The following is a 25,175-nucleotide window of genomic DNA, read 5'->3' on the forward strand; positions in this document are numbered from 1 at the left end:
GAGAGCAAAGTGCCAGCCGACCCTTTCGACTATAGCGAAACAGCGATAGCCTACCGGACGCTTGCAAGGATGGCGCAATCGGAGGAAGGGCGCGCAAGCGTGCTCGACACACTGTGGTTTGAGACACGGGAGCGAGCGCTACTCCTCTACCCCCGCGTCGCAGCATCACTCGATCCGGCGAGGACACAGGGTGCTTTTGAAGCACTGAAAGAAGCTACAGAGCGCAAGCCGGGCTGGATTTCGACAGCGCAGACACCCGACAACGAAATTGCGTCCGCGCTGGTAAAGCTGCTTGCTGCTCTCGGCATCGATCTGGATGAGCGGCGCGGTAGCCAACCTGCCAGCGGGCAGGGTCAGGATGCGGCGTTGCACGAATCCGAATGGGCTGCGCATATCATCTATGCCGATATGCGCCAGTCGCGGTTCGCCGGAACGGGGATTGGCGGGACTGCGCTCGGATCGGTCGGCGATGCGATACGGCGATTGACCATGTGCCTCATTTCGAACGGTTTTCTCAATCACGAAGCAAATGGCGGCGAGCTGCCTAATCCCGGTGCCGATTTCGGCAGGCCGCAATTAATCGCGACGCAAAAGCTTGTGGCTTCAGCATTGGAGGGCAGTGGTTTTGTCAGCCGGTAGCAATAGCGGGCTCTTTTGCCTGGTTCCCGTGCGCAATGGTGCTGCGTTTCTGGATGCCTTTTTCGCCTGCATGGACCGCCTTGATGCAAATGTGATTGCACTTGATGACGGCAGCACCGACGATACGCGCCAGCGCCTCGCCGCGCATCCGCGCGTAAGGCAGCTCCTGACCAATCCGAAACGCCCTGATTTCACAGGCTGGGACGATGCTGAAAACCGGCGTCGCCTGCTTGCGGCCTGCGCCGGTTTTCCAGTGCGCTGGGTGTTGTGGCTCGACATCGACGAATTGCTACCCGAGGGCGACGATGAGCGGTTGCTCACCTTCCTGCGTGGCGCCGCCGAACCGGATACCGCCTATGGTTTGGAAGTCTTGCGCATGATCGGTGAATGCGGCCAGTTCGACCGTTGCCGCCTTTGGGTATACCGACTGTTCGCTTATGGCGAGGGCCTAACGTTACCGACCGAAAAGCTGCATTTCGAACCGGTACCGGATGAAATTCCACGGGAAAATTGGCTCCGCACAAGGCTGCGTATAATGCATTTTTCGAGCGTTGACGAGGATGCCCGAAAGCTGCGCTATCGCAAATATCAGCAAGTCGATCCCGGTTGCGAATGGCAAGACAGCTATGAGGACATACTCGACGAGCCCGGCCATTTGTGGACCTTACGGCCGCTTCCCGCAGACAAGAACCTTCTGCTTGACTGACCGTGCCGGCGGATCATAGCGTACGCCGCCTGTCGTCGGGGCCGCGACACCGGTCGTTTCTGGTAAGGTCAGTGACAATCCCCTGATTGATCGCGCGGCGAGATAAGCCATTGCTTCGGCTTCGACGAAATCGCCCCGCAAACCGCTTTCATCCACCGAAATGCATGGTGTGCTCAGCCGCTCGCCGAGCACGCGCATTAGCACCGGATTGTGCCGCCCGCCCCCACACACATGCCAGCATGATGCCGCGGAGGGCAGTGTCTTTGCGGAATGAGCTATGGCTTGAGCGGTGAATTCGACGAGCGTTGCAGCCGCGTCGGCAGCGCTCAGCCGCGAGAGCGGTTCAAGCGGGAAATCGAACCTGTCCAGCGATTTCGGTCCGTCCCTCTTGAAATAGTCCGACCCCATATATTGTGCTACCATTGCGCTATCGGGCGTGCCGGCCGCGGCAAGCGCGCCGTCTTTATCGTAACGGCCCAGCCCGCGTGCTTGCACCATAAGGTCGATAAGACCATTTCCCGGCCCGGTATCATACGCTTGCAGCGCACCATCTGCACCAATCCACGTGAGGTTGGCGACACCGCCAACATTGAGGAAGGCGGTCGGTAGCTGTGCATCGATCATTCGGGCCAGCGCGCGGTGGTAAAGCGGAACCAGCGGAGCGCCTTCCCCGCCTGCTGCAAGATCCGCCTGGCGCATATCGGCGATCACCGGGATACCTAGCGCCTCCGCCAGTTCTGCAGGATCGCCAATCTGAACGGTCAACTTGCGATCAGGCCGGTGCAGGACCGTCTGTCCGTGATATCCGGCAAGGTCGAAGCTGGGAAAATCCTCTTGTCCGCCGGAGGGCAACAATCGTACCGCGCGGACATGCGCGTCAATCACCATGCGGCCGGCGACATCGAAGGAGCCGGGCTGGGCGCCCTCGCCCTGCCATGCCAGCGCATCCTCAGTCGCTTCCAGAACAGCTTCACGCTCAGCGTCGGTATAGGGTTCCAACACTGCTGGCCCGAACCCCGACACGCTCTCGCCATCCGTATGAAGTGCGGCGGCATCCACGCCGTCGAGCGACGTCCCGCTCATAAATCCCAGAATGTACATATCAGTCCTTCGTCCAGCGAATGTTGAGAAAGGTCGCGTCGTCATGTTTCTTTATCCGCAGGAAGCGAAGCGATGTGTCAGGCGCGCGCTCCGCCTCACGGAGCGTCGTGATCGCGTGATGTAATCCCGCATCGCTGTCCATCGCGATCAGATCGGCGGGCGTATTCAGGGCGAACAGCTCGACCAGTCGCAGAAAGCCGTCGCTTGCAAGCGCGAGGGTGGAGGGCAAATCCCCGCCATCCAGTTCCATGATATCGCAATAATCAGCAGCGTCTGGGTTCAGGCCAAACACCCAATAGCCATCAGGTCGGTTCATCATCGCACGATTGGAAGCCAAGATTGGGCGCAGATGATCAAGCAGCGCCGCACGCTCGATCTTGGGTTGCTGCTGCAAAATGCGTGCTGCTTCGGCCAGCGTGCGGGCTTCGTACTGCTCCGCCTTGCTGGAACCAAACACGGTGGTGCCTTTATCGGGCAGATGCACCGCGATACGGCAATCGCCCAATGTCGCCAGCTCAAGTCGATCACCGCGATCGACGATAATCGCAAGCGCGGCTGAAGGGCTGAATTCAGGGTTGCGGCCCGTGTCATCGCGCAGTTCGGCAAATTCATCGCGGCAGATCGCCATTGCCTGGCGCAAAGCGCCTGCTGCGCCGCAATTCGGGCTTTCCGCGAATATCTCGGACAAGGCCAAACTGGCACGGCGAGCGAGCCAAGCGGCATCGCTCGGCTGAGCGAGTGAGGGCCCGATCCCGGTGGCACCGTCTATGACCCAAGCGGCACGATCACTATACCCGAGGCTGTCTTCGTTGCAGCTCCCGCCGGGATCAGTGATACAACTATTGACCGATATCATCTAAAGTTGCTGCTCCTACTTGTACAAGTGGTTACATACCAGCATATATCCAATTTATGAAGTCTAGGCTATATCGAATCGCGTGCACGGCGCTTGAGCGTGCGATGTTCCACCAAGAGACCGGGTTTAGTCAGGCATCAGCTTCGCCGGTGACCGGGCAGGCGAATGCGGCGGGAATGAGCTCTCATGGATAACCGGCCCGCTTTCGCGCTAACCGGCGCACACATATTGGCTGAGGACCATTGGCTGGATGGTTATGCGATTGCCATTGCCGATGGCCATATCCAGGCGCTGGTGCCGCAGGACCGTATACCGTCCGATCTTGCCGTGCATGATCTTGGCGGAGGTCTGCTGCTGCCGGGTTTCATCGATACGCAGGTGAATGGCGGGGGCGGGGTCTTGTTCAATTCCGATCCCAGCGTGGAAGGCATTCGCGCCATCGCCGAGGCGCATCGGCAGCACGGCACAACCGGTTTGCTTCCCACAGTGATCAGCGACACGCCTGACACCATTCAATCCGCCATCGCTGCCACATCCGCTGCCATCGGTGCAGGGGTGCCGGGCGTTTTGGGCATCCATATCGAGGGGCCCTACCTTAACGCAGGCAAAAGGGGCATTCACAACGAACGCCATTTCGGACCGCTCGATGCCGATGCACTTACCCTTCTGACCTCGCTCGCAAATGGAAGTACGTTGGTGACGATCGCACCGGAACTTGCACCTCCAGGTGCCATCGAACAGCTGGTTGCGGCAGGCGTTGTCGTTTCCGCCGGACACAGCATGGCAAGCTATGCGCAGATGCGCGAGGCAATTGGGAAGGGTCTGAGCGGCGCTACGCATCTATTCAATGCGATGACCAACCTGACGGCGCGCGAACCGGGCGTGGTCGGGGCCGTGCTGGAAGATCGAGACATGTATTACGGCATGATTTTGGATGGTATCCATGTCCATCCTGCGAGCCTGCGGATCGCGCTCGCAGCTGGTGATCTTCGCGGTGCCATGCTGGTTTCCGATGGTATGCCGCCCGCCGGAAGCGACCAGACGACATTTTTTCTCGGTGACAAGAAAATTCATGTCGTAGGCGGTGCTTGCCGTGACACAGAAGGCACGTTGGCTGGTTCTGCGCTGACGATGGACCGCGCCTTTCGCAATGCAATTGAGATGTTGGGGCTGGATATGATTGCGGCATCACGAATCGCGAGCGGCAATCCGGCAGCTTTTCTTGGGCTCGAAGATGTCACCGGGTGCATCCGCCCCGGTCTGCAGGCGGATCTTGTCTTGCTCGATGAAGACTTACGCGTGAAGCAAACTTGGATTCGCGGGGTCTGAGCGCGCGGTACGGCGGCGCTTCCGGAGTTCGCCAGTCACGCGATGCCCATTGTAGCACCTGACACGTTCATGTCGCCAAGCAGCTCTACGATAGCATCGATCAGCCGATCGTAGCTCTCGACGATCGCATCCGCGCCCAGTTCCTCGACCGGACGATCAAGATAGCCAAAGCGCATGGCGATGCAAGGGATGCCGCAACCGCGCGCCGCCTCAACATCGTTCAGGCTATCCCCAATCATCACGGTTGGTCCGGCATGGTGCGCAACACTTTCAATTGTGTGCAGCAAATGTCGAGGATCTGGTTTGCGCGGTTGCCCCAGATCACTTCCGACAATTGCGGCAAAGCGGGCGGCGATGCCCAATTCCGTCAGCAGAAGGCGCGCAAGGTGCGTCGGCTTATTGGTACAGATCGCAAAGCGCGCGCCGCGACGCTCTAGCTCATAGAGTACTGCAGCCGCTCCTGGAAAAAGGCCACTTTCTACAGCGATGTTCTCGCGATAATGGCCAATAAGCCTTTCTACACAATGCGACTGGTCCTGCGCATGCCACGTTCGGCCAGCCGCCAAATGGCCGTGGGCCAGCAGCGCGGCAGCGCCATGCCCCATCATATGTCGTACCTCATCTAGCGCCACCGGAGGCAAACCTTCCTCCGCAAGCACGTGGTTGAGAGCGCCGAGCAGGTCCGGCGCGGTATCCACCAGCGTTCCATCGAGATCGAAAATAACCAGCAAATCAGCAAAATCGGCAGTCAAAGAAAGTTCCCGCGCAAGACCCGGTGCGGGGCCCGACTATGCAATCCCGCACTGAACGGGGGTTGAAGACGGTCTGGCTGCAAGACCAAACGGCAATTCGCTAGAGAATAGTGAGACGGCCCGTAATAGGCAAGGTTCACAAGATCTCCAGATAGCCTATTTGGCCGGATTTCGTCGAGCTGGGCTCTATCGCGCCGAGCTCGCGGCGGCAATGGACACAGCACGCAGGGGCGGATTGGGTTGGTGCGTTTCGCGTGTCCTAAGATTGACCATCCGTTCAATCTCATAGCCTGTTTCGTCAGCGCGGCCCGACAGTAACCAGACGTTTCCGTCGTTGCCCATCGCCACCGAGCGCACGAAGGACCGGTCGGGTTTGTAGAAACATCGCCGACAATCGGCATCGTTACCGCATTCGCGGAATGTGCCTGCGCCATCGCGGCTAAAGCGCCACAATTCACCCTTTGTGCTGACGCCCCACGCGGTGCCGTCGGGAGATGCCGCCAGGCTGATAGCAGCGGCCGGGGGCGGCAAAAGAAACCATCGCCCGCTGGGATGGTCGTATCGGCGGACTTCCACCCCGCCGTAGCGTTTTTCTCCACCCAATAGCCAGACGGTGCCTTCGTATCCCTCGCTGATCGCGGTGGGCGAGAAATCCAGCGGCTCGGCGAGGCCGAGTTTGTCGTTGTCGAACAAAGCGAGATTGGCGCCGGTCGAGACCCACACGCCTTGCGCGGAGCCCGCGATAACCGGCCTTGCAGCGCATCCGGGGATATCCAAAACCCTGCGCCAGCCTTGCGTCTCGTGACGCCACAATGCGTAGTCGCGGAGCCCCGAAGTTGAAGGGGCAGGCAGTTCGCGGGCCAGGACGAAAACCGCCCCATCCGGGTTGGCGACCGCGATCTCTAGAGCCTGGTGGCGGTCGGGGAAATTGAGCGGCGTGCTGTCACCCGTGCCCGACAGTGAAAATACCTCACCTTCGGCATTTATTGCATGCAGGACGGTGGTCGCCGGATCGGGCTGCGCGATAAGTTCTGCAGAAAGCTTGGGGCTGGGGGTCGCCTTCGCGGCTTCATTGCTGCCGAAGTCGATCACGTCCCTGACGCGCGGCTTTGGTTTGGTGTCGAGAGGTTTCATGTTCACTCCGATCCGATTGTTCGACTCGCGCCGTCCATAGCACGAACACTAGACGATTTGGTATTGGATTGGAACTGGAAAAGGTATTGCCAATCGCGTCGGAGCGAGTCTAATTTCCAGAAAAAGCCTTTACTTTTATGCAACCGGTATGCAAAAACTGAACACAAGTTGTAGTTGAGGGGTGTATTCACACCATACCAATTTTGGAGAGTCAATCGTGTCGACAACCAGGATCGCGGGTGAGTGGAAGCTTTACGTCACGACCATTTCGCACGGTGACGGGGAACTCGCGCTGGGCAGCCAGATTGAAGCTTCGCTGACAGTGCTGGTGGCCAACCGCGCGGTGGTAGAGGCTGAGTTTACTCTAGATGGCTCCACAGTACCGGTGAAGGGGCGCGTCCGGCCCGGTACCCCCTCGGTACTTACCCTCGAGGAATGCGACGCCGACGGTAATACCGTGTCCGAAGGGCTGGAAACGATTCTTTATGTTCCGCCGTGGCGGCCCAATATCGATTACGATTTCGACATACTTACTGGCACTATCGTTCTTGGCGCCAATTCCGCGCTTGGCAGTGCGGACCTGAAAGACCGCGTCATGATGCTCTCCGGTCTGCAGGACGCGGGCTGATGGCCACGCAGGCGCTCGATTCGGAGATTCGGCCGCATCCGCAGCGCAATATTCGCGTCGCGCCCGATCATTGGCGAATCGCGCGGTTCGAGGCCACATTCGAACGTGCCTTGCTGCGACTTGTCGGAGTGCCTTATCGGTTTGGCGGTCGTGGTAAGTCGGGCATCGATTGTTCCAGCGTCATGATGCAGGCCATTCGTCAGGCCTTGCGCGTGCGTGTGACGGATCTACCGTGGATGACTGCAGACAGCATCGGGCGCGGGCGCCGCGATCTCACCGTCGCAATGCCCGATCCCGAACCTCAGGACCGCTGCGCACTCGCCTTTTTCGACTGGGACGAAGATGGGATTTACGAACACATGTGCGCTCGTCTCGTTGACGGTTCCTGGGTTTGGGCCTCCTCCACAGTTGGTCAGGTTGTCCATGTCGATACCGAATCCCGCAAACGCTGGCGCCGGCAATGGCGCGAAATCGAAGGTGCACTTTATGGCCCGAACAGTACTTTCCGACTCATCAATTGGGACGGCTGGCACAGCTGAAGCTGGCGCGCTCGCTGGCGAGAAAATCTGGGTCTGGATGGACATATCTGGCACCTGCAATCTCGCTTGCCGTGACTGCTATACCAAGCAGTCGCACGAGGCGCGGCTGGTCAAGGCTGACGGCTTTCGCGACACCTTGACCAAATTCGCCCGTAGCGGTGCCGAATTCCAGAAGCTCCACCTCAACTGGAGGGGCGAGCCGATGACCAACAAGAAGCTCCCCGAGCTGCTTGCGTTGCGCAATGAAATCATGCCGGGCGTACCGATTGAATTCCACACCAACGGGACATTGCTTACCCCTGCCAATGCCGCGCAGATCATCAATCAATGTATCCCGGAAGATCTCATCTACGTCTCGATCGACGGGGGTTGCAAGGAAGCGCACGAAGCCAATCGCGGTGCAGACACATGGGAGCCTACGCTGGCAGGTCTCGAAATGCTGCTCGACGCGCGCGATGACGCCGTGCCAGAAAAGCACCCGCATCTGGGCATTTACGAAATTTTCTACGATCGCCGCACGCGCTACGATGAAGAACTGATGCGGCTGTCGCGGCGCTGTGCCAGTTGGATGCGTGTCGATGTCATCAAGACAGACGGCGAGGAGCGGCCTTTTACCTATGTCAACCTGCCGCAAGGGCCGTGTTTCTGGGCTGGTAACGCGCTGTGCATTACCGCGCGCGGCGATGTTCATGTCTGCCTGTTGTCGTTCCGTCCTGACGGTAAGGTCGGCAATATCATCACCGACGAGCTTGCCGATATCGTCGGCAACGCGCGCGCTTTTCGGGAAAATATAACGCGTTGTGGCCGCGATTCTATCGCCCACTGCAGTGGCTGCCAGAAGACGGAAGGCACGATCGACGAGCCGGAGTGATTGCGCGATGGGGCTCGCTTACACCATAGAACCGAGACTTGATCTTGCGTCAGCCGAGGGATGGCATCTGCACGATCGTTCGGGCAGGCTATTTGTCGATCTGACTTCCGGCTGGAACGTCACCAATGCCGGATGGAACCGGGCAGAGATCGATGTCGCCTGGGCAAAGCAGGGCGCGGCCAGCTGGTTTCGCCCGTCCTGGTGCGACAACAGCCAGCTCGACGCCTTGCATCAACGGATGGAACTCATTGCGCCGGGGCGGTCGATCATCGCTTCTTGCTCGGGTTCTGAAGCCATCGACAATGCGCTGAAACTCGCCCGGCTTGTCACCGGGCGCGCAGGCGTCATCCGCTTCGAAGGCGCATATCATGGCAGCGGAACGGGCGCGTCCCTGGCAACTGGGTACCACGTGCCGCATCTCGACCCGCTACTGCCTCACGCACCCGTGCTCGATCTACCCCTGCCCGAAGAACCGGGCGCGGTGGAAGTAGCGGAAGCGGCGATACGGGCGTTCGAGGAGGCCGGCGCGTTGGTATTCGAAACTGTGCTGACCAACATGGCATGCCGCGAACTGCCAAAAGCTTATCGCGCGATGCTGTCACGGGTATGCAACGAGCTGGGCATCATCCTGATAGCTGACGAGATCGGCACGGGAATGAACCGCCTTGGCGCGTTCTTCTCCACCCTGGATGGAGTCCCGGACCGCGATCAGCCCGACATCGTGGTTTCAGCAAAAGCGCTTACCAATGGGCTTTATCCGCTCTCGCTGTGCCTTGTGCGTGAAAGGCTTGCGATGCAGTGCGATGCTGGCTGGTTCGGATCGACCTATGCCGCCATGCCGTCAGCCTGCGCTGCCGCAGTGGCTACGATCGATATGCATCTGGCGAACGGGCTGGGTCAGCGCGCAGCGAACACGGGTACGGCGTTCGCGCAGGCGTTGCGGGATCAGACCGCTGCCGTGGCGGGCGTCACCGCCGTTGCCGGAGCGGGGTTGGAACTGGCGCTGCATCTCGACTGGAAGATACTGAAGTGCCAGGGGCTGACCCCCTTCACACTGCTCGAACGATTGGCTGACGCAGGTTTGTTTGCCACGCTTTCGCCCAGCGAAAATCACCTGATGCTGATGCCGCCGCTGGTGACGCCGGTGGACGTTCTGTTCGGTGCAGCGGAAACGATTGCCGGGGTTCTGGCAAGAGCCTGATCAGCGTTGCCGCGCAGCCGGGGCGGGTTCAACCGGTCTGCGGTTGTTGCCCATGGCCGCTACCAGGAATGCGATTATCGCGCCGATGCAGATCTTCCAGGGGAAGGCCAGTCCGACCAGACCGGCGGGGATGCCAAGCGGCTGGCCTATCGCAGGCTCCAGCAGCGCTGTAACCGCGAACCCCACGAACATTGCGGCGATAACCGAAGCGGTGCTCCCCCGTTTCGTTAGAATGGCGACGCCAAACGCACCAAGCAAACCGGAATAGGCGAAGATCATGATCTGTAGTGCGAATGCCAGAAGCGGCATGTCAGAGGAACGCTGCCATTCGATGCACAGCACCGCCATTGCGAACAGGGCGGTCGCCACGAGAACCATGGTGATGCGTGCGATACGCAGATAATGTCTTTCGCTGCGCCCCGGCACGAGCGGCCGATAAAAATCGCCGACGATCACCGAGGACATCGAGTTGTAGCTGGAATTGAGAGTGGACACAGCTGCTGCCAGCACGCCTGTGGTGGCAAGGCCGCGGACCCCTGTAGGCAATTCGGTCAGGATAAAGGTCATGAAGACCGTTTCGGACGCAAGATCCCCGACCGGCTGGGGGTTTTGCTGGTAAAACAGCCATAGCAGCTGCCCAATCATCACGAAAACGAAGACGATCGGTATGGTAAGGATCCCGGCCCAAACCAGTGCGCCGGTTGCGTGTCGGCTTGAGCGGGCGGAAAGCAGTCGCTGGGTCGTGTCCTGGTCCATCCCGAAATTGGCGACGTTGAGCAGTACGATGCCGGTCAGGATTGCCGGGAGGGTGAAGGGATCGTCCATTCTAAAGGAGGTGTCGAAAATCACGGTTTTGTCGACACCACCCGGACCGTCGCGAAGGCTGGTGACAATTTCTCCCGGCGTCATGTCGATCGCAAAGTATAGGAACACCAGCAGCGCCAATGCAGTAGAGGTGTAGATCGCGAACTGGAACGCATCGCTGGCAACCACCGAACGCAGGCCGCCCACGATCGTGAAGGCCAGCGCCACCACTGAGATCGCGGCACAGGCCACCACGATTTCCCCCCAGGCTGCGCTCTGAAACATGATCATGGCAACCGCAAGAGCCGCCAGATAGAGCCGCGCGCCGTTAGCAAGGACCCGCCCAACAAGATAAAAACCTCCGGCCGTGCGCGTCGCTGCCACACCGAAATAGGTTTCCAGAAAATCATACGCAGTTTGCGCGCCGATGGCGTAATAACGAGGCAACAGGACGAGACCGACGATCAGACTTGCGATGATCGCGGCCAGTCCGGTGGCGACATAGGTCAGGTCACCGCCATATCCGGAATCCGGACCGCCGAGGAATGTCGCGGCGGACTGGGTTGTGGCCAGGACCGAGAAGCATATCAATGAAGCGGGCATCGTTCCGCCGGCAAGAAAGTAGTCACTGGCCGATGCGGCGCCGCGTCGTGACAGATAGATCCCCAGCCCGGCGACGAGCAGGATGTACCCAGCCACCACCAGCCAGTCGAGCGGCGTAAATCCAGTGGAGGGGCCGGCCGTGATCACGTCGCACCGGCCCCGCGTTTCACACCGGTCATCCTAGAAGTCGATCGATGCTGCGATACCAACTGTGCGACCAATTACATCATAGGTGCCGGGATAGGTCCCGAATGCACCCGCTGCATCAGGCAGTGGCGGTCCCACATCGAAGAGATTGCGCACCCCGGCATTCAGCACCAGCCCGTCGAGGGGGGTGGTCCACCGGAAGTTGAGATCGATATAGTTCATCGCGTTAATCTGTTCGTCAGTTCCGCCAGCGAAGGTAACTTCGCCTATCCGCCGCCATACCACCTGCGCCAGGACACTGTCGCCCCCGGTCGAAAGCGCCAGTCGGTGGCGGTAGTCGGGCTGTACCAAGCTCACTGCGTCGGAGGAGCAGGCGAAGCCGAAAGTACCCTTGCAATCTATAGGCGACAGGACCGGATTGCGCTGGATCGAGTAACCGGTGACGATATTGGCTTGGTAGCCAAGGCTCACTTGATTGAACAGGCCTTCGCTGCCGAACTCGTAGGTGTAGCTGGTATTGATATCGAACCCGCGCTGCTTGATAACTCCGAGATTGCGGTCAGTAACAAAGGCATTGTCGATGAAGCCGGTAACCGGATTACGCGAAATCGCCGCGCAGATCGGATTGTCTGCCACCGGATTTTCGATGTAGCAGCTTTGCAATGCGTCAACCGGTTGAATTTGACCCACGGCATCCCGGATTTTGATGTCGTAATAGTCGACGAACAATTCGAACCCGTCGAAGAAATCGGGGGTGAACACCGCGCCGAGCGTCCATGTTTTGCCTGTCTCCGGGCCGATATCTGCATTGCCGCCGAAGAAATAGTCGCCCGTGAGATTGGCCGGATCAAGGCTGTCATAGCTGCCTTCGGCTGGTGCCCCAAAGCGGTCGCATTGCGCCCTGTCACCGGTTCCCAACTCGCAAGGATCGCCGAGATAGCGCGGCGTAAGACGCGGCACGGTGCGCAACAGTGAGAAGGGGATGGAGAAGGTGGGCGAAGCGAATTCACCCAAGTTAGGCGCGCGGATGACCGATTGATACGTGCCGCGCAGCCGGAGCCCGTAATCGACCTCCCACGAAAGACCAAGCTTGTAGGTCCACTCGGGGTCGAAATTCGAATAATCGGAATAGCGCAGCGCCCCTTCTGCGGTCACATTCTTAAAGAAAGGCTTGTCGGCAAGAATGGGCACCAGGATTTCGCCGTAGAGTTCGTTGACGTCAAAGTCGCCCACAGTCACGCCGCCCCCGGTTGTACGGAAGGTCAAGCCGTTCGCCACTGCCGCTTCGTCGCTGGTTTCCAGCGTTTCCTTGCGATATTCGTAACCGACAGCAAACTTGATTGGCCCGGCAGGAAGCGAGAATAGTGCAGAGCTGTCGCCAGACAAGGTGATTGCGCCCACTGTTTGTGTGCGGTCACGGCGTTCCTGGCTGAAATCCTGACCGAACCCGGTCAGGTCGGCACCGGGGCCAAAGATATCGACGCTGTTGGCAATCGCGGCGAAACGGCTGGCGCCCGACGCATTCACCCGGAGCGCATCACCTGAAATTACCGACTCTTCATCCACCTCGCCGTACTGGGCGTAGGCATCGTAGGACAGCCAGTCCGTCAGGTCGCCGCGAAACCCGCCCAGAAATTGTATCGTCGTCCGGTCCGTAGCGGCGCGGATAATGCCCAGTTCACCCAATGTACGATTGACCCGGACCTGCGCCACTCCGTTTACGAACGTCAACTGGTCGCGCACCACGTTGGTCAGGAAAGGGTTTGTCTCGGAGATCCCGACAATTTCATTGACGGTGACCGGATTATTGCCCGACCGGCCAGACCCCACTGTATCGACCTGCGAGTACATCGCACGTCCATAAAATTCCAGCGGCTCGGCAAGCTCGTAATTGAAAAACGTCGAGACGTTGATGCGTTCGAGTGGTTGCACAAGGTCGTATTGGTCGGACAGATCCGACGTTTGCGCGGTGGTCGTGAATGCACCCGCCTCATCGAAAGCAAAGAAATTGCCCGAAGCGATGTCGGTGAAATTTCCGCCGATCCCGGCCACTGGCGAAGCAGAATTGTCGGCTGCGAATTGCCGATCGCCGATATTAAGGCCGCCGCGATCAGTATAGCCGAAAAATGCTACGATGTTACCCCGATCGCCGATCCCGGCACCGAGCTTGAGGTGCGCGTCGTAGACACGATAGCCATCCGCAAACTCGACGCTACTGCCAACGCCAACGCCTTCGTATTCAGTGTCGACGATGAAGTTGACGACGCCAGCCACCGCATCTGCGCCATAAACCGCCGCAGCGCCCCCCGTCAGCACATCCACTTGCTTAAGCAAGGGTGCCGGAATGGAATTGACATCCACCGCGTTGCGGAAGCTGAACGGTACCGCCCGGGTGCCGTTGATCAGGACCAGAGTGCGATTCTGGCCCAAGTTGCGCAGATCGAGGGTCTGCGCCCCGCGCCCGTCGCTGCCGGTTTGCGTCGAATTTACGCCGCCAGCGAATTGCGGCAACTTGGCCGTAATGTCCTCTACCGTTACGGCCCGGTCGAGCGCGATCTGTTCTTCCCCGAAGGTCAGGACTGGACTGGTGGCATTCAGGTCGCTGCGCTGGATGCGCGAGCCGGTAACGACGATCTGTGCGCTTTCGGCCGCAGCCTCGTTGGTTGGCCCGACCTCCTGCGCCGACGCCTTGCTTGCGCTCATCGTCGCAAGGGCCAGAAAAGAAACTCCGATTCCCGCTTTTGCACCAAACTGCATGACGTTGCCTCCCAGATTTTGTAAATTTGTGATGAGGTTTGTATCATACCTTTCATGAAAGCCAAGGACAAATTCAATAACCCCGTAATTCTTTCTTATTGCATCGTTTACGAAGCCTTTGTAGGGCGGTGGAGACCATCGAAGGGTATAATATGGACTTGCAGGATGCAGGTTTTTGCCGCAGTTTGGTCTCATAATTGGTCATAATTGGTATTACACTCGACAAGGTAGCGATCCGGATGATGGAGACAGAAAGCAGAAGCGCCCGGTACACTAGGGTCGAAACATGGCCGCTCCGGGAAATTGTGGGAGCGTTGCTGGAAGGCCAGGTGAGCGCTGCTGCCAGCGCGCTCGCAATCGCGCCCGGCGTTGAACACGCGGTGACGCAAGGGGTTGCGCGGCTCAGTAAGGGGGGGCGCCTTTTCTATATCGGCGCAGGCACTTCAGGACGGATCGCAGCGCAAGACGGTGTCGAACTGGTCCCGACCTATGGTTGGCCGCGCGATCGCCTGGTGATCCTGCTCGCGGGAGGCGCCGAAGCCATGTTGTTCAGCGCCGAAGAAGCGGAGGACGATGCGGCAGCAGCTGAGGCCGAAATGCAGTCGCACGCTCCAACCGTAGATGATGTTGTGATCGGCGTCGCTGCAAGCGGCCGTACGCCCTATACCTGCGCGGCTATTGAGTGTGCCAAGGATGCGGGGGCCCTGACGATTGGTATTGCCGGTAACCGGCCTAGCCGCCTCCTTGATGTCGTGGACTGCCCGCTGTTTGCAGACACCGGCGCAGAAATCGTGGCTGGCTCGACCCGCATGAAAGCCGGAACCGCACAAAAAGCCATACTGAATAGTTTATCTACCGCTCTTATGATAAGGCTGGGGCGAGTCTATGAAGGGCAGATGACTCACATGTCCATAACGAACGCGAAACTGCGCGAGCGGGCTCTCTTGATGATCGCCGAACTAACGTATGCCGATGGCGCGACGTGCACCGCTGCACTCCGCGCGAGCGGCGACTATCTACCGCTTGCGATCTTGTTGGCCACCGGCCTCGATGAGGGGACGGCGCAGGAGCGGCTCGATTTGGCATGCGGGGACGTCGGACGTGCAATCAAAGGGGCACACGATGGTTGATATGACGCTATGGAATAAGGGTGGTAACCGGCCGCTCTACCAGATGATTGCCGAACGCATCCGCGCGCAGATCATCGACGGAAAGGTCAGCGAAGGCGATGCGTTGCCATCCGAACGCGAATTGTGCGAGCTTACTCAGACCTCGCGGGTCACGGTGCGCAAGGCGCTGCAGCAGCTGATCGACGAAGACCTGCTTTTCCGCCGACAAGGTTCGGGAACGTATGTGAAACGCGTGATCGAAGCCAAGAACGACATGCTGAGCGGCTTCAGTGAGAGCGCGAAGCTACGCGGCGAGGATGCCAGTTCGCTTTGGTTGCTTCGCGCGCTGGCATCTCCCACGCGCTACGAGATCGAAATGCTAGGGCTGCGCCAGAGCGAAACCGTCGCCCGGCTGGCACGGGTGCGAATGCTGGACGGTGATCCGCTAGCGGTGGAACATGCCAGTGTCCCTGCACAATTCCTGCCTCCTCTCGAGGAGATGGGCGAATCGCTTTACGATGCGCTGGCACGGCGAGGCAACCGTCCTGTCCGTGGGCGGCAGGTCACTAGCGCTTCGCTTGCCACGCCGACCGAGGCGGCGCTCCTAGGTATCGACGAAAACGCAGCAGTACTCCGCATCGAGCGGGTAACCTATATGGCGGACGACACAGCGGTAGAACTTACCCGCTCGGCCTATCGCGGGGATATCTATCAGTTCATCTCGGATCTGCGCTGAGATGGGCGCGGCCAGCGAGGTGCGCAATCTGCCGCCGGTCGCGCGCGATCTACCGGAGATCGATTGGCTCACGCACGAAGACGCTGCGCAGCGCGGTGTTAGCTATTGGGACAGCGCGGCGCTGGATGCCGCAGCGTTGGCGAGGCCTGCTTCCACACAGGAGGTCGCGGCCATTCTTCGCGCGTGTTACTCGGCAGGACAGTCAGTCGTCACGCATGGCGGCAGAACGACTTGCGTCGACGGGGTCAGAACTCTTCCCGATCAGATCGCTCTGTCGCTCGAAAAGATGAATGCGATCATCGATATCGATCCAGTCGAAGGGACCGCGACCGTCGAGGCGGGGGTGGTTCTGCAAACCTTGCAGGAAGCTGCGGAGGAGGCGGGGATGTATTTCCCGCTCGATTTGGGCGCGCGCGGATCGTGCACCATCGGTGGCAATGCGGCAACCAATGCCGGCGGGGTCAATGTGCTGCGCTATGGCATGATGCGAAATCTTGTTCTCGGCCTCGAGGCAGTGCTGGCCGACGGATCTGTCATCAGTTCGATGAACCGCATGCTCAAGAACAACGCGGGCTACGATCTCAAGCAATTGTTCATCGGCACCGAAGGGACTTTGGGCGTTATCACCCAGCTGGTGCTGCGGCTCGAACCGCTGCCCGGCCAATTGCATACGGCAATGGTTGCAGTCGCTGATTTCGCCGGCATCATGCATTTGCTGAAGGAAGCGCGCGTGCGCCTGGGAGCCGGCTTACACGCCTTCGAATTGATGTGGGGGTCCTATTACGACGCTGTGACACGTCCCGGCGGCCACGCACCGCCGCTGGAACGCGGCGCACCGTTCTATCTTCTGATCGAGGCGAGCGGAGACCAGGGCGGCGCGGCTCTGGAATCTTATCTCGAATTCGCCTTTGCCGAAGGCCTCGTCATCGACGGCACGCTGGCGCAATCCCTGACCCAGCGCCAGCAGCTGTGGACTGTGCGGGACGATTTCGAAGCGATCCTCAAGGATGGCAGAACCTACCTCTACGATGTCAGCCTGCCGCTGCGCGCAATGCAAGGATATGTTGCCGAAGTGACCGAGCGCTTCTTGAAAGCATTCCCGCAGGGCGTCGTGTATGTATTCGGCCATATCTGCGATGGCAACTTGCATATTTTCCTTGCACCGCACGCTGCTCAAATTGGGTCAAGTTCCGGGCAGAACTGGAAGGAACATCGCCGCAGCGCCGATGCATCAGTTTATGAACCGCTGCGGGCGGTCGGTGGATCGGTTTCGGCTGAACATGGCATCGGGCGCGAGAAGCGGGACTGGCTGCAAATATCCCGCACCGAAGAAGAGATTGCGCTGATGCGGACGCTGAAAAGCAGCCTCGACCCGCGCAATATACTCAATCCCGGCCTCGTCATCGATGTCGATCGGGACAGCGCGTCGTGACCGCACTCTCACAATCGCTCATGGCGGCCGAGGCGCAGGAGGCCGGCAGCCGGGTGGCTGAGCAGGGAGACATCCTTCGATCGCCGCTGCGCGATCTTGCCGCACGCATTGCAAGTTTTGATCCCAGGACGATTGTCACTTGCGCGCGCGGCAGTTCGGATCATGCCGCCCTGTTTGGGAAGTATGTGTTCGAGATGGCAACCGGCCTGCCGGTGGCATCGCTCGGTCCGTCAGTCGTCTCGGTCTATGACACACCGCTGCGTTTCGAGCGCACGCTGTTCCTTACGATATCGCAATCGGGACAAAGCCCCGATCTGATCCGCTGCGCGAGTGCGGCGCGCAAGGGAGGCGCGCTCGTCGTTGCGCTAGTGAACGACACGGCATCGCCGCTGGCGGCGGAGGCGGATGTGTGCATTGATATCTGCGCGGGCCCTGAACTGGCGGTCGCGGCGACAAAATCATTCCTGTGCACGGCGTCTGCGCTGCTGCGCATGCTTGCCGAAATTCAAGGCGATGACGTGCTGCGCGGCGTCCTGTCCGACCTTCCGGAACAGCTCGACGCGGCCAATCGCTGCGACTGGAGCGAGGCGCTGCCTGCCTTTACCCGGGCGGCTGACTGCCTCATAATTGCGCGCGGTCCCGGGCTCGGCATTGCCAGCGAAATGGCGCTCAAATTAAAGGAAACTGCCGGCGTTCATGCCTCTGCCTTCAGCGCAGCAGAAGTCCATCACGGTCCGAAGGCTGCCATTGGCCCGGGCATGCCGGTTTTGGCGTTGGGTACGCGCGATGTCGCTCACGAGAGTGTCGAACACGCGGCCCGGGAGTTGGCCCGCGGCGGCGCGCATCTGTTCACCAGCCTGCTGACGGGCGATGCGAGAACGCAGTTGCCCACGGTCGAAACCGGACATCCGCTGACGCAGCCGCTCGTTCAGCTCGCGAGCTTCTATCGCTTCGCAGACCGTCTCGCCCGTGCCCGCGGAAGAGACGGCGATGCCCCGGCGACCCTTAACAAAGTAACGCGAACGCTCTGAGGGCGCCGGTTCTGTCAGTCATCGCTGCGTCGAAGGGTCGTCGCCACGACGGCTTCGTCCGGCACCCGGTCGCTTATCTCCCGGATTACACCGCCGTCGAGGGATACGACCTGTTCGGCGTGGCGAAGCGTTTTCAGGCGGTGCGCTGCGACCAGGCTGGTGGTGTCCGGCAGGATCGCTCGAAGATTTTCGACGATCGCCAATTCGTTCTCCTCGTCGAGCGCGCTTGTCGCCTCGTCCAGCAATAACAGCCGCGGGCGTTTGTAGAAGGCGCGTGCCAACAGGACGCGCTGTTGCTGTCCGGCCGACAGATGCTTGCCCCCGGTACCCAGCATAGTCTCCAGCCCTTTCGGCGAAGCTTCAAGAATGTCGAGCACGCGGGCCGCGGCCAGTACTTCCTCCAGCCAGCCACTATCTTCGTCTCGTCCGGCCAGCACATTGTCGCGGATCGACGCGGAGAACATGGACCCGTCTTGCATTACCGCCCCGGTCGCATCCAGCCAGTACCGCTGATTGATCGTGCCGAGCGGACAGCCTGCCGCCGTAATGACGCCGCTATCGGGCTGGTAAATGCCGAGCAGGAGGCGCAGGATTGTCGTCTTGCCGGAACCGCTCGGTCCGATTAGCGCGGTCATTCGTCCTTCCGGAATGCACAGCGAAATATCCCGCAGCGTGGGCGAACCGGCCAACGGATAGCTGAAATTCACCGCCTTGAACTCGATAGGTGCGATAGCACGCGGCATGACGGATTGTTGCGCGGTAAGTTGAGCCTGATCGAACGCCGCCCTGATCTCCAGCGTTCGGTGCATGGCGGCACGCACTTCCTCGAGCTTGTTGGTGAAAGCCAGAATCTGGTTGAGATGGAAATATAGCTGGACGATAATGACGGAGGTGATGGTGAAATCGCCGAGCGTTATCGTCCCTTCAATGGTGCGCATCGCCGCTATGAAAGTCACGATCACCATACCCGCGCGGGTCAGGAAATGGCCGCCCGATGCCTGCAATTGTTCGATCGCTGTAGCTTTGAGCCTTGTTTGCAGGTTTTCAATCTGAATGGCAGACCAGCGGTCCAATGAAGGCGTCTCGTATCCGGCTACCTTGATGTCACGCATGCCTTCGACCATCGCTATTTCCAATGCGCGCGCGCTGGAAGACTGCACGAAATTGGCAGCGTCGGTCTGCCGGCGCCGCAAGCCAACCAAGTAGATCCATCCGAGATAAGCAGCAGCGGAGGCGGCAAAGACCATAAATATCGAAAGATCCACGAAGATCAAAAGCAGTCCGAGCGACAGGATCGACATGCTGGCTGTAAGGGCATCCATCGCTTCAACAGCAGCAAAGCGCTGCACCCGCTCGAGATCTCGGATCCGCTCCACGATCTCGCCAGATCGCGACGCGCTGAAATAGCCTATCGGCAGGCTCAATAATTCCGCGATATGGCCGCTTGTCATGCGGCTGACCATCCTGTTGGAAACGTGCCCCGATATTTTGGCGCGGACCGCGTTGAGCCCAATCAGGGACAGGAACAGCCCCACCTGGAGCGCGATCATCAACTGCACAAACATGGCGTCACCCGGCAGGATACCCTGATTGACGAGTGCCCGATTGGTCAGCGGCAGGGAAAAATTGATCGAGATCGTAGCCGCCATGATGGCCAGGATCTGGATCATATAACGGCGATAGGGACCGAGCTGGCGCTGCATCCAGCGATCGGAGAACAGCGAAACGAGAGATATGTAGTGCGGGGTTGCCTCGCTACGGTTCCGCGCGTCGCTATGCGATAGCGACTCGCTGACACTCATGCTTCCCTCCGCAATCGTTCGAGCAATCCACCGAACAGGATGGAGCCGATCCTGCCTTGACTCACTGTAATCCGCCCCATCGCGGCACTGCGGTTGCGCAGGGGGATCATGACTCCGGTACTGCTTCGTGCACCGTCCGGCACCGTCATGATCACCTGGTAGCCGCCTTTCATCGCGACGGACGCAGTGGAACTCACTTGGCCTACCAGATAGCCATTGGTGGCAGCCGGGAAGCCTGCAATTTCCATGCGAACTTCTGCGCCCGGACGCACATCGCCGCGCGCTGCAGGCGGAACCAGCCCTACTGCAGACAAACCCTTGTGGCGGGGAACGATGACCGCAAATTCCTGCCCTTCGGAAACCCTTTGACCGGACACGCGGTCTTCTGGAAATTGCACTATTCCCGCCATGGGCGCGAGCACCAGATGGGTGCTGCGCCACCGCGAGACTGCGCCTGCGGCATCAGCAGCAGCCTGGATTGCTGTTTCGCGCAATTGCGTGGCAGTGCGCCCCCGCTCCAGCTGAGAGCGCTCTAGCTGCAGCCTCAATTCCTGCAGCCTCGTGCGGTCTTCGTCTACGCGACCCCGCGCCTGTCGGGCCGCTATTTGTTGTTCGATCACGATTGCCCGGGCTTCCGCCAGAGCCTGGCGTGAGACCCATCCTCGCTCGGCAAGTTCCGTCTTGATTCGCAGCTGTTCCTCCGCCACCGTCACCAGCTCGTCGGCTGAGAGTATGTCGTCCTGCAGACGCCCGGCGCGCGCTTCGATCCCGGCAATGGTCGACTGCAGGATCGCCGCGTCCCGCTGCTCCACGGGAAAGCCTTGCGTCACCGCCAGCGCGTCGAGCGCTCCCGCCAGGCGGGACGCACTGGTCTGCACGTCGCCGCCAATGGTCACCTCGGGAAGGGGCATGGGGGTTTTGCCGGATTGCAGGGCGGCGCGCAATTGCGGCAATATCGCGGACAGCTGGCGTATCTGCGCCACTTCGCCCGGTGGTCCAAGCTCTGCCATCACATCCCCCGCGCGCACTGCATCTCCGGATTGCACCGCGATCGCATGCAGTACGCCGGCTTGCGGAGTAGTCACGCTGCGCGGAGGAGAACCAAGCTGGATCGTCATCGGTACGCGCAGCGTTTCGTGCCACGGCAACATCAGGGCCGCAGCAAGCAAAAAGATCAGCAGGGCAACCACGCGCAGCGGCGAGCCATGCGCGATCCAGCCGGGTAACTCGACGGTAGCGCGGTCGAGCGCAGCCAGATTGTTCTTTTCCTGTGGCTGGGGGCGGTTCAACGCTGCTCGTCCAGCGCCGACAGATGAATTGCCATTCCGCGAAGATTCTCGGTCCCGTCAGCTAGGCCAAGGGTAATCATATCTTCGATCGCGCGGCGCGAATGGAGCGGGCGAAGCTGTCCTTCCAGCTGGTCTATCAAAAGCTCGCGGTAGGACGCCCCGATCGCAAGGGCAAAGCCGCCCGTCAACACGACGCGGTCCGGCGCAGCGAACAAGATGACAATATGTAGGGCGCGCGCGAGATACGCGACCGATTGCTGCAGGATCTGCGTCGTGAAGGGGTCGTCAGAAGCGATCGCGGCAATTGCCGCCGCGTTCACATCGAACCGGTCGGCCGACTGGACGTCGAACCCTGCTTCGTCCAGCAATGCCGCCAATCGGGAATCGGAAAACGCATCAGGCTGCCGCGCCGCTTCGGCTCTCGCCATTCGCGCGAAACCGCTGCCCGAAGCATACAGACCCAGCGTGCCGACCATCGTGCCGTCGAGAGTTCGAGCAGCGTCTTCTCCGGTCTCGACGACTGAAAAGCCGATTTCGCCATCAAGACCCCGGCGGCCGGAGACAACCCCGCCGCTGCGCCGGTCGTACAGTTTGGATCCGATGCCGCTTCCCACGCTGAGGATAAGCGTCGTGTCATGATCATCCTCCGCAGCTTCGGTGCCATAATAAGTGCTCGCAGCGAAAATGTCGTTTCGCGCTATGGTCGGATGGCCCAGCGCAGCAGAGAGGTCCGCTGCCAGCAAAGGCCGGGAAGCTTGACCCCATAGCGAATTGGCTGCGGCAATTGCGCCGTCAGCCTCTACCGGCCCCGGCAGTGACAGGCCGATGCGTTCTATCGTGCCGGACGCGGGAAATTGGTCTGCAATAGCCTGGGCCAGCCAAGACAACCAAAGCGCGCGCTTGCGATCGGGAGGCAGTGAGGGGGAGGAATGCAAATCGATGGTACGGAGCTGGGAAATGGGGCCCATCCCTTGCGGCGTTACGACGGCGAATCGCGTAAGGGTGAAACCGGCATCGATACAGAGATAATTTGCCAAGAACCGACCCTCCGTACGCCGTGGCCTGGCTGCTAGCCAGAATGCCTATCGCCTACTCGTATGCCACATGTATTATCGGTGCAAGACCTCTGGCCGCCGGAGATCGATAATCCGCTTGCTGAATTTGCCCGCTTCCATCAGAAACTTGACGTCAAGTTCTGCCAATCAAGCCAGCGGAAACCGTGTCGAATATCGACTATCGCGGATCAGCCAGCGGTTGGGAACAGTTTCAGGTTTGTCGGACCCTGAAGCCACATTTTGTGCAACAAAACACTCCATATGCCTGATTTACAGAAGTATTAGTAGAAATATTGCACCATAACTTTCGATGCAGCGATCACCGGGTAATCATGAAATCGTATTGAATTATCAAGCCTTATTCTCCCGGCATCTAAGTTTGAAAGACTTCCTACTAGCTCCAGCCGGGCTAGCTCGCGAGCCGATGCACCTTAGCCAGAGCAAAAGGCAGCTTTAGAATATCATGATTGTCAGCGATCCATCGCTTCTGATCGTTGCTAAGCCTGTCCGAGGACGACTTGACCTCGACGAACCGGAACTCTCCTTCGCGGTGCAGCAGCAAGTCCGGCCATCCCAGATATCGGCCCCAGTAGTCTTGCACGAGATAGCGCAGTATGGTTTTGACTGTTTGAGGCGGCAAAATCTCGAGCAACTTGCGCGCTCGCTCGACATCCTCCGGTCGATGTGCCCAGAGATACTGGCGCAGGTTTTCGCTGTGGAACCGCCAATAGTCGAATAACCACTCAAGATCGTCGTCAGGCAGAAATTCGTCGAAATGTTTCTCGATGACTGTCGCGCGCCGGGTTCCATAGCCTGCTGACCCAAAGTCGCTCGGCAAATATGTCCAGATTGGTTCCTTTGTTCGCCGCTCTTCATACGCGGTACGGTTACCGAAGCTTACAATGCGGTTCTTAGGGTCGATTGGATCCTGGATGACTATCCACATCATTACGCCGAACAGCGCGTGAAAGGGAACGCTTTCGAGGTGCAGGACTTGCCAGCCCTGCCCGGAATAGTGCCGCGATGCGAATTCTTCGGCGCTGATTATCTCATCGCCAAATAGGATCTGTGCGCCCTTCCCTCCGTCTTTGGCATATGCCGCTTGCAGAGGTTCGATCTCAACCGAGTATTCGTCGATCACTTCCGCCTGCGACTTCTCGGTGAAGACATATTTAGGAGCGATTGCATGCAGTTTTTTGATCTCCTTCAGAGCAGCCTTTTCTATAGCGGAATGCGCCAAGCGCCGCTCTTCGTCAGTCACCTCCGGATGTTCTGAGTCCCAATCGTATCGTGCCGTTTCTTTGGCAAAGAAGAGCTCGCGCCAGTAGTAGCGCTTGATCTTGCTGGTGCGCCCGTGGATCGCCGCTGCTGGTGTCGGATCGGCGGGCCGCCCGCGGCATTCACTGCAAATCCCTTCTTGGAAACCTTGCGTTACTGGCACCCGCTCCTGCGTATCGAGTTCGCAGCCCTCGCTTAGTTGATGCGCCAGAAAGCGACGCCCGTGTACCTCGTCGCATGCACACATCATCACCGCGCCGCAATCCGCACAGCGGTATTTGCGGATCAGTTCATGCTGATTGAGGCAGACGCGGTCTGGGTGATGGCAAGTTGAGGAAGTTCGCTCAGCCATCTTGGATTGCTAACCGGAAGCAGGTGGCAAAGCGGCCTCTGTCCGCGGGACTTAACCCCGCTTCTTCGAACAATGGCTGCCAGCGTACTGCAACCATCATGCGCAACTCTTCGACTATGGCCGAAGCCTCATCGGGGCCGAGATCGAATACTGCTGCTCCGGCAAGCGCATTTCCGATAGTCGCATTGCGTCCTTCCGGACCTACGCCCAGCACGAGGCGTCGCTCCAGCCCCACCTGCGGCTTGGGGACAACATCGTAGAGTGGAGACAGGCGCCAGCCCGTTCCGTCGAACAGAAAGCCGTGATTGCGCAGGTGGTCATCGTCATTTGTCACGAGGATATTGAACACCATTCGGCGGAACAGCTCATGAAGGTCCGCGCGGACCTGCGTACCGTGCTGACGTATCGTACCAGCGAGATCAGCGTAGCTGTAACTGCTTACCTCGCTTTCATGGGCGCCCAGCATGGTCAGCCCCGACGCGAACGGCCGCCGTTCAATCCAGTTGCCATGCGGCATGCGGTCGAACCGTTCGATCAGATAGATGTCGCGGTCCAGCACGCACTGAAAATCGAGCGCGGGTACGTTGAGGCCGCATTCGGCGGCGAGCCGCATAGTCGCCAGCTCCACGCGGCATTCAGGAAAGCTGTCGCCGCGCATCTGGAACTTGGCGATCCAGGGCTGCTCGCCGATTTGTGTTGCCGCCTTGGGGCGCGCGCCGCCAAGCGACGAACCGGCAGCAAGCAGCGCGCGCAGGTTCTCATCCAGCTCATCGACATGTTGTGCTCGTTCGGCTGCCTCGGCAAGTTCACCGAGGGTGAACTCCTCGCCCGGAGCGGGACCGTCGCCCCATGGAGTAATGCGCTCCGGTCGCTCCGGGGTGGGCCCGAATGCGAGCGCGCCTACGCGATGTTCTCCGGAAGCAAGGATGAGGTCGATCTCGCTCGGCAGACGGTCGCCCATCGCCTTGTACATAAGTTACTGGCCCCAGCCGTCGGGAGCCGCGTCGCGGATGCCGCCGAAGGC

The 25,175-nt window shown here is 59.7% G+C and carries 22 protein-coding genes; 11 read left to right on the top strand and 11 right to left on the bottom strand.

The genetic code is table 11. The annotated features are described in order from the left end of the window. Positions 1–9 precede the first annotated feature (9 nt). Together U0988_RS13375 and U0988_RS13380 are read left to right on the top strand one after the other, a co-directional pair. Positions 10–639 carry a hypothetical protein gene (locus U0988_RS13375; protein WP_322293120.1) on the top strand — a complete coding sequence of 210 codons (630 nt, stop codon included), beginning with the start codon at positions 10–12 and terminating at the stop codon, positions 637–639. Positions 640–667: 28 nt separating this feature from the next. After that, positions 668–1,345, top strand: a complete 678-nt coding sequence (locus tag U0988_RS13380; RefSeq protein WP_322293121.1) for a glycosyltransferase family 2 protein — start codon at positions 668–670, stop codon at positions 1,343–1,345. Here the strand turns inward: U0988_RS13380 and U0988_RS13385 are convergent. Both U0988_RS13385 and U0988_RS13390 read right to left on the bottom strand, forming a co-directional pair. Continuing rightward, complete coding sequence (locus U0988_RS13385) at positions 1,304–2,491, bottom strand: anhydro-N-acetylmuramic acid kinase (RefSeq protein WP_322293122.1); 1,188 nt, start codon at positions 2,489–2,491, stop codon at positions 1,304–1,306. The genes U0988_RS13380 and U0988_RS13385 overlap by 42 nt on opposite strands. Beyond that, a complete protein-coding gene (locus tag U0988_RS13390) occupies positions 2,448–3,302 on the bottom strand; it encodes a protein phosphatase 2C domain-containing protein (protein WP_322293123.1) in 855 nt (284 codons plus the stop codon). The genes U0988_RS13385 and U0988_RS13390 overlap by 44 nt, the downstream gene beginning before the upstream one ends. A 186-nt stretch (positions 3,303–3,488) precedes the next feature. Between U0988_RS13390 and nagA the strand changes: the two genes are divergently transcribed. Further along, entirely contained in the window at positions 3,489–4,631 is a 1,143-nt protein-coding gene (nagA, locus tag U0988_RS13395) for an N-acetylglucosamine-6-phosphate deacetylase (RefSeq protein ID WP_322293124.1), read from the top strand. A gap of 35 nt (positions 4,632–4,666) precedes the next feature. Here the strand turns inward: nagA and gph are convergent, their stop codons facing one another. Continuing rightward, positions 4,667–5,383 carry a phosphoglycolate phosphatase gene (gph, locus tag U0988_RS13400; protein WP_322293125.1) on the bottom strand — a complete coding sequence of 239 codons (717 nt, stop codon included), beginning with the start codon at positions 5,381–5,383 and terminating at the stop codon, positions 4,667–4,669. A gap of 186 nt (positions 5,384–5,569) precedes the next feature. Beyond that, on the bottom strand, positions 5,570–6,517 hold the full coding sequence (locus tag U0988_RS13405; protein WP_322293126.1) for a hypothetical protein: 948 nt from the start codon (positions 6,515–6,517) through the stop codon (positions 5,570–5,572). A gap of 217 nt (positions 6,518–6,734) precedes the next feature. Here U0988_RS13405 and U0988_RS13410 point away from each other — a divergent pair, with 217 nt between their 5' ends. From U0988_RS13410 to U0988_RS13425, 4 genes are read left to right on the top strand one after another with little or no spacing between them, the layout of a single operon-like run. Beyond that, positions 6,735–7,145, top strand: a complete 411-nt coding sequence (locus U0988_RS13410; protein WP_322293127.1) for a hypothetical protein — start codon at positions 6,735–6,737, stop codon at positions 7,143–7,145. Continuing rightward, a complete protein-coding gene (locus U0988_RS13415; protein ID WP_322293128.1) occupies positions 7,145–7,684 on the top strand; it encodes an NlpC/P60 family protein in 540 nt (179 codons plus the stop codon). Before U0988_RS13410 ends, U0988_RS13415 begins: the two co-directional genes overlap by 1 nt. Positions 7,685–7,721: 37 nt before the next feature. Continuing rightward, the gene (locus U0988_RS13420; RefSeq protein WP_322293129.1) at positions 7,722–8,555 is read left to right on the top strand and encodes a radical SAM/SPASM domain-containing protein; all 834 of its coding nucleotides are present in this window, start codon (positions 7,722–7,724) and stop codon (positions 8,553–8,555) included. Positions 8,556–8,562: 7 nt separating this feature from the next. Next, a complete protein-coding gene (locus U0988_RS13425) occupies positions 8,563–9,756 on the top strand; it encodes an aminotransferase class III-fold pyridoxal phosphate-dependent enzyme (RefSeq protein WP_322293130.1) in 1,194 nt (397 codons plus the stop codon). Here the strand turns inward: U0988_RS13425 and U0988_RS13430 are convergent, their stop codons facing one another. After that, complete coding sequence (locus U0988_RS13430) at positions 9,757–11,310, bottom strand: sodium:solute symporter (RefSeq protein WP_322293131.1); 1,554 nt, start codon at positions 11,308–11,310, stop codon at positions 9,757–9,759. A gap of 33 nt (positions 11,311–11,343) precedes the next feature. After that, a complete protein-coding gene (locus U0988_RS13435) occupies positions 11,344–14,013 on the bottom strand; it encodes a TonB-dependent receptor plug domain-containing protein (protein ID WP_322293132.1) in 2,670 nt (889 codons plus the stop codon). A 293-nt stretch (positions 14,014–14,306) separates the two neighbouring features. Here U0988_RS13435 and U0988_RS13440 point away from each other — a divergent pair, with 293 nt between their 5' ends. The 4 genes from U0988_RS13440 to U0988_RS13455 are packed head-to-tail and all read left to right on the top strand — an operon-like array spanning position 14,307 to position 18,375. Then, a complete protein-coding gene (locus U0988_RS13440) occupies positions 14,307–15,197 on the top strand; it encodes an N-acetylmuramic acid 6-phosphate etherase (RefSeq protein WP_322293133.1) in 891 nt (296 codons plus the stop codon). Next, on the top strand, positions 15,190–15,912 hold the full coding sequence (locus U0988_RS13445) for a GntR family transcriptional regulator (RefSeq protein ID WP_322293134.1): 723 nt from the start codon (positions 15,190–15,192) through the stop codon (positions 15,910–15,912). Before U0988_RS13440 ends, U0988_RS13445 begins: the two co-directional genes overlap by 8 nt. Before the next feature lies 1 nt (position 15,913). Continuing rightward, the gene (locus U0988_RS13450) at positions 15,914–17,344 is read left to right on the top strand and encodes an FAD-binding oxidoreductase (protein ID WP_322293135.1); all 1,431 of its coding nucleotides are present in this window, start codon (positions 15,914–15,916) and stop codon (positions 17,342–17,344) included. Beyond that, positions 17,341–18,375, top strand: coding sequence for an SIS domain-containing protein (locus U0988_RS13455; protein WP_322293136.1), 1,035 nt, complete (start codon positions 17,341–17,343; stop codon positions 18,373–18,375). Before U0988_RS13450 ends, U0988_RS13455 begins: the two co-directional genes overlap by 4 nt. A 14-nt stretch (positions 18,376–18,389) precedes the next feature. Here U0988_RS13455 and U0988_RS13460 read toward each other — a convergent pair whose 3' ends face one another. The 5 genes from U0988_RS13460 to U0988_RS13480 all read right to left on the bottom strand — a co-directional run bounded on the left by U0988_RS13460 (position 18,390) and on the right by U0988_RS13480 (position 25,112). Further along, positions 18,390–20,177, bottom strand: a complete 1,788-nt coding sequence (locus U0988_RS13460; RefSeq protein ID WP_322293137.1) for a peptidase domain-containing ABC transporter — start codon at positions 20,175–20,177, stop codon at positions 18,390–18,392. Continuing rightward, a complete protein-coding gene (locus tag U0988_RS13465; RefSeq protein ID WP_322293138.1) occupies positions 20,174–21,466 on the bottom strand; it encodes an HlyD family efflux transporter periplasmic adaptor subunit in 1,293 nt (430 codons plus the stop codon). The genes U0988_RS13460 and U0988_RS13465 overlap by 4 nt, the downstream gene beginning before the upstream one ends. Then, a complete protein-coding gene (locus tag U0988_RS13470; protein WP_322293139.1) occupies positions 21,463–22,503 on the bottom strand; it encodes an ROK family protein in 1,041 nt (346 codons plus the stop codon). Before U0988_RS13470 ends, U0988_RS13465 begins: the two co-directional genes overlap by 4 nt. 427 nt (positions 22,504–22,930) lie before the next feature. After that, on the bottom strand, positions 22,931–24,151 hold the full coding sequence (locus tag U0988_RS13475) for a VRR-NUC domain-containing protein (RefSeq protein ID WP_322293140.1): 1,221 nt from the start codon (positions 24,149–24,151) through the stop codon (positions 22,931–22,933). Further along, positions 24,144–25,112, bottom strand: a complete 969-nt coding sequence (locus tag U0988_RS13480; RefSeq protein WP_322293141.1) for a HipA domain-containing protein — start codon at positions 25,110–25,112, stop codon at positions 24,144–24,146. Before U0988_RS13480 ends, U0988_RS13475 begins: the two co-directional genes overlap by 8 nt. Positions 25,113–25,175: the final 63 nt, after the last annotated feature.

The organism is Allopontixanthobacter sp. (genome assembly GCF_034376665.1).
Classification (GTDB): domain Bacteria; phylum Pseudomonadota; class Alphaproteobacteria; order Sphingomonadales; family Sphingomonadaceae; genus Allopontixanthobacter.

Coding starts and splice junctions, on each gene's coding strand:
- U0988_RS13385 (WP_322293122.1), bottom strand. CDS start 2,491: ATGACGACGCGACCTTTCTCAACATTCGCTGGACGAAGGACTGATATG.
- U0988_RS13390 (WP_322293123.1), bottom strand. CDS start 3,302: ATGATATCGGTCAATAGTTGTATCACTGATCCCGGCGGGAGCTGCAAC.
- nagA (WP_322293124.1), top strand. CDS start 3,489: ATGGATAACCGGCCCGCTTTCGCGCTAACCGGCGCACACATATTGGCT.
- U0988_RS13405 (WP_322293126.1), bottom strand. CDS start 6,517: ATGAAACCTCTCGACACCAAACCAAAGCCGCGCGTCAGGGACGTGATC.
- U0988_RS13415 (WP_322293128.1), top strand. CDS start 7,145: ATGGCCACGCAGGCGCTCGATTCGGAGATTCGGCCGCATCCGCAGCGC.
- U0988_RS13420 (WP_322293129.1), top strand. CDS start 7,722: ATGGACATATCTGGCACCTGCAATCTCGCTTGCCGTGACTGCTATACC.
- U0988_RS13425 (WP_322293130.1), top strand. CDS start 8,563: ATGGGGCTCGCTTACACCATAGAACCGAGACTTGATCTTGCGTCAGCC.
- U0988_RS13435 (WP_322293132.1), bottom strand. CDS start 14,013: ATGAGCGCAAGCAAGGCGTCGGCGCAGGAGGTCGGGCCAACCAACGAG.
- U0988_RS13440 (WP_322293133.1), top strand. CDS start 14,307: ATGATGGAGACAGAAAGCAGAAGCGCCCGGTACACTAGGGTCGAAACA.
- U0988_RS13445 (WP_322293134.1), top strand. CDS start 15,190: ATGGTTGATATGACGCTATGGAATAAGGGTGGTAACCGGCCGCTCTAC.
- U0988_RS13450 (WP_322293135.1), top strand. CDS start 15,914: ATGGGCGCGGCCAGCGAGGTGCGCAATCTGCCGCCGGTCGCGCGCGAT.
- U0988_RS13460 (WP_322293137.1), bottom strand. CDS start 20,177: ATGAGTGTCAGCGAGTCGCTATCGCATAGCGACGCGCGGAACCGTAGC.
- U0988_RS13475 (WP_322293140.1), bottom strand. CDS start 24,151: ATGGCTGAGCGAACTTCCTCAACTTGCCATCACCCAGACCGCGTCTGC.
- U0988_RS13480 (WP_322293141.1), bottom strand. CDS start 25,112: ATGGGCGACCGTCTGCCGAGCGAGATCGACCTCATCCTTGCTTCCGGA.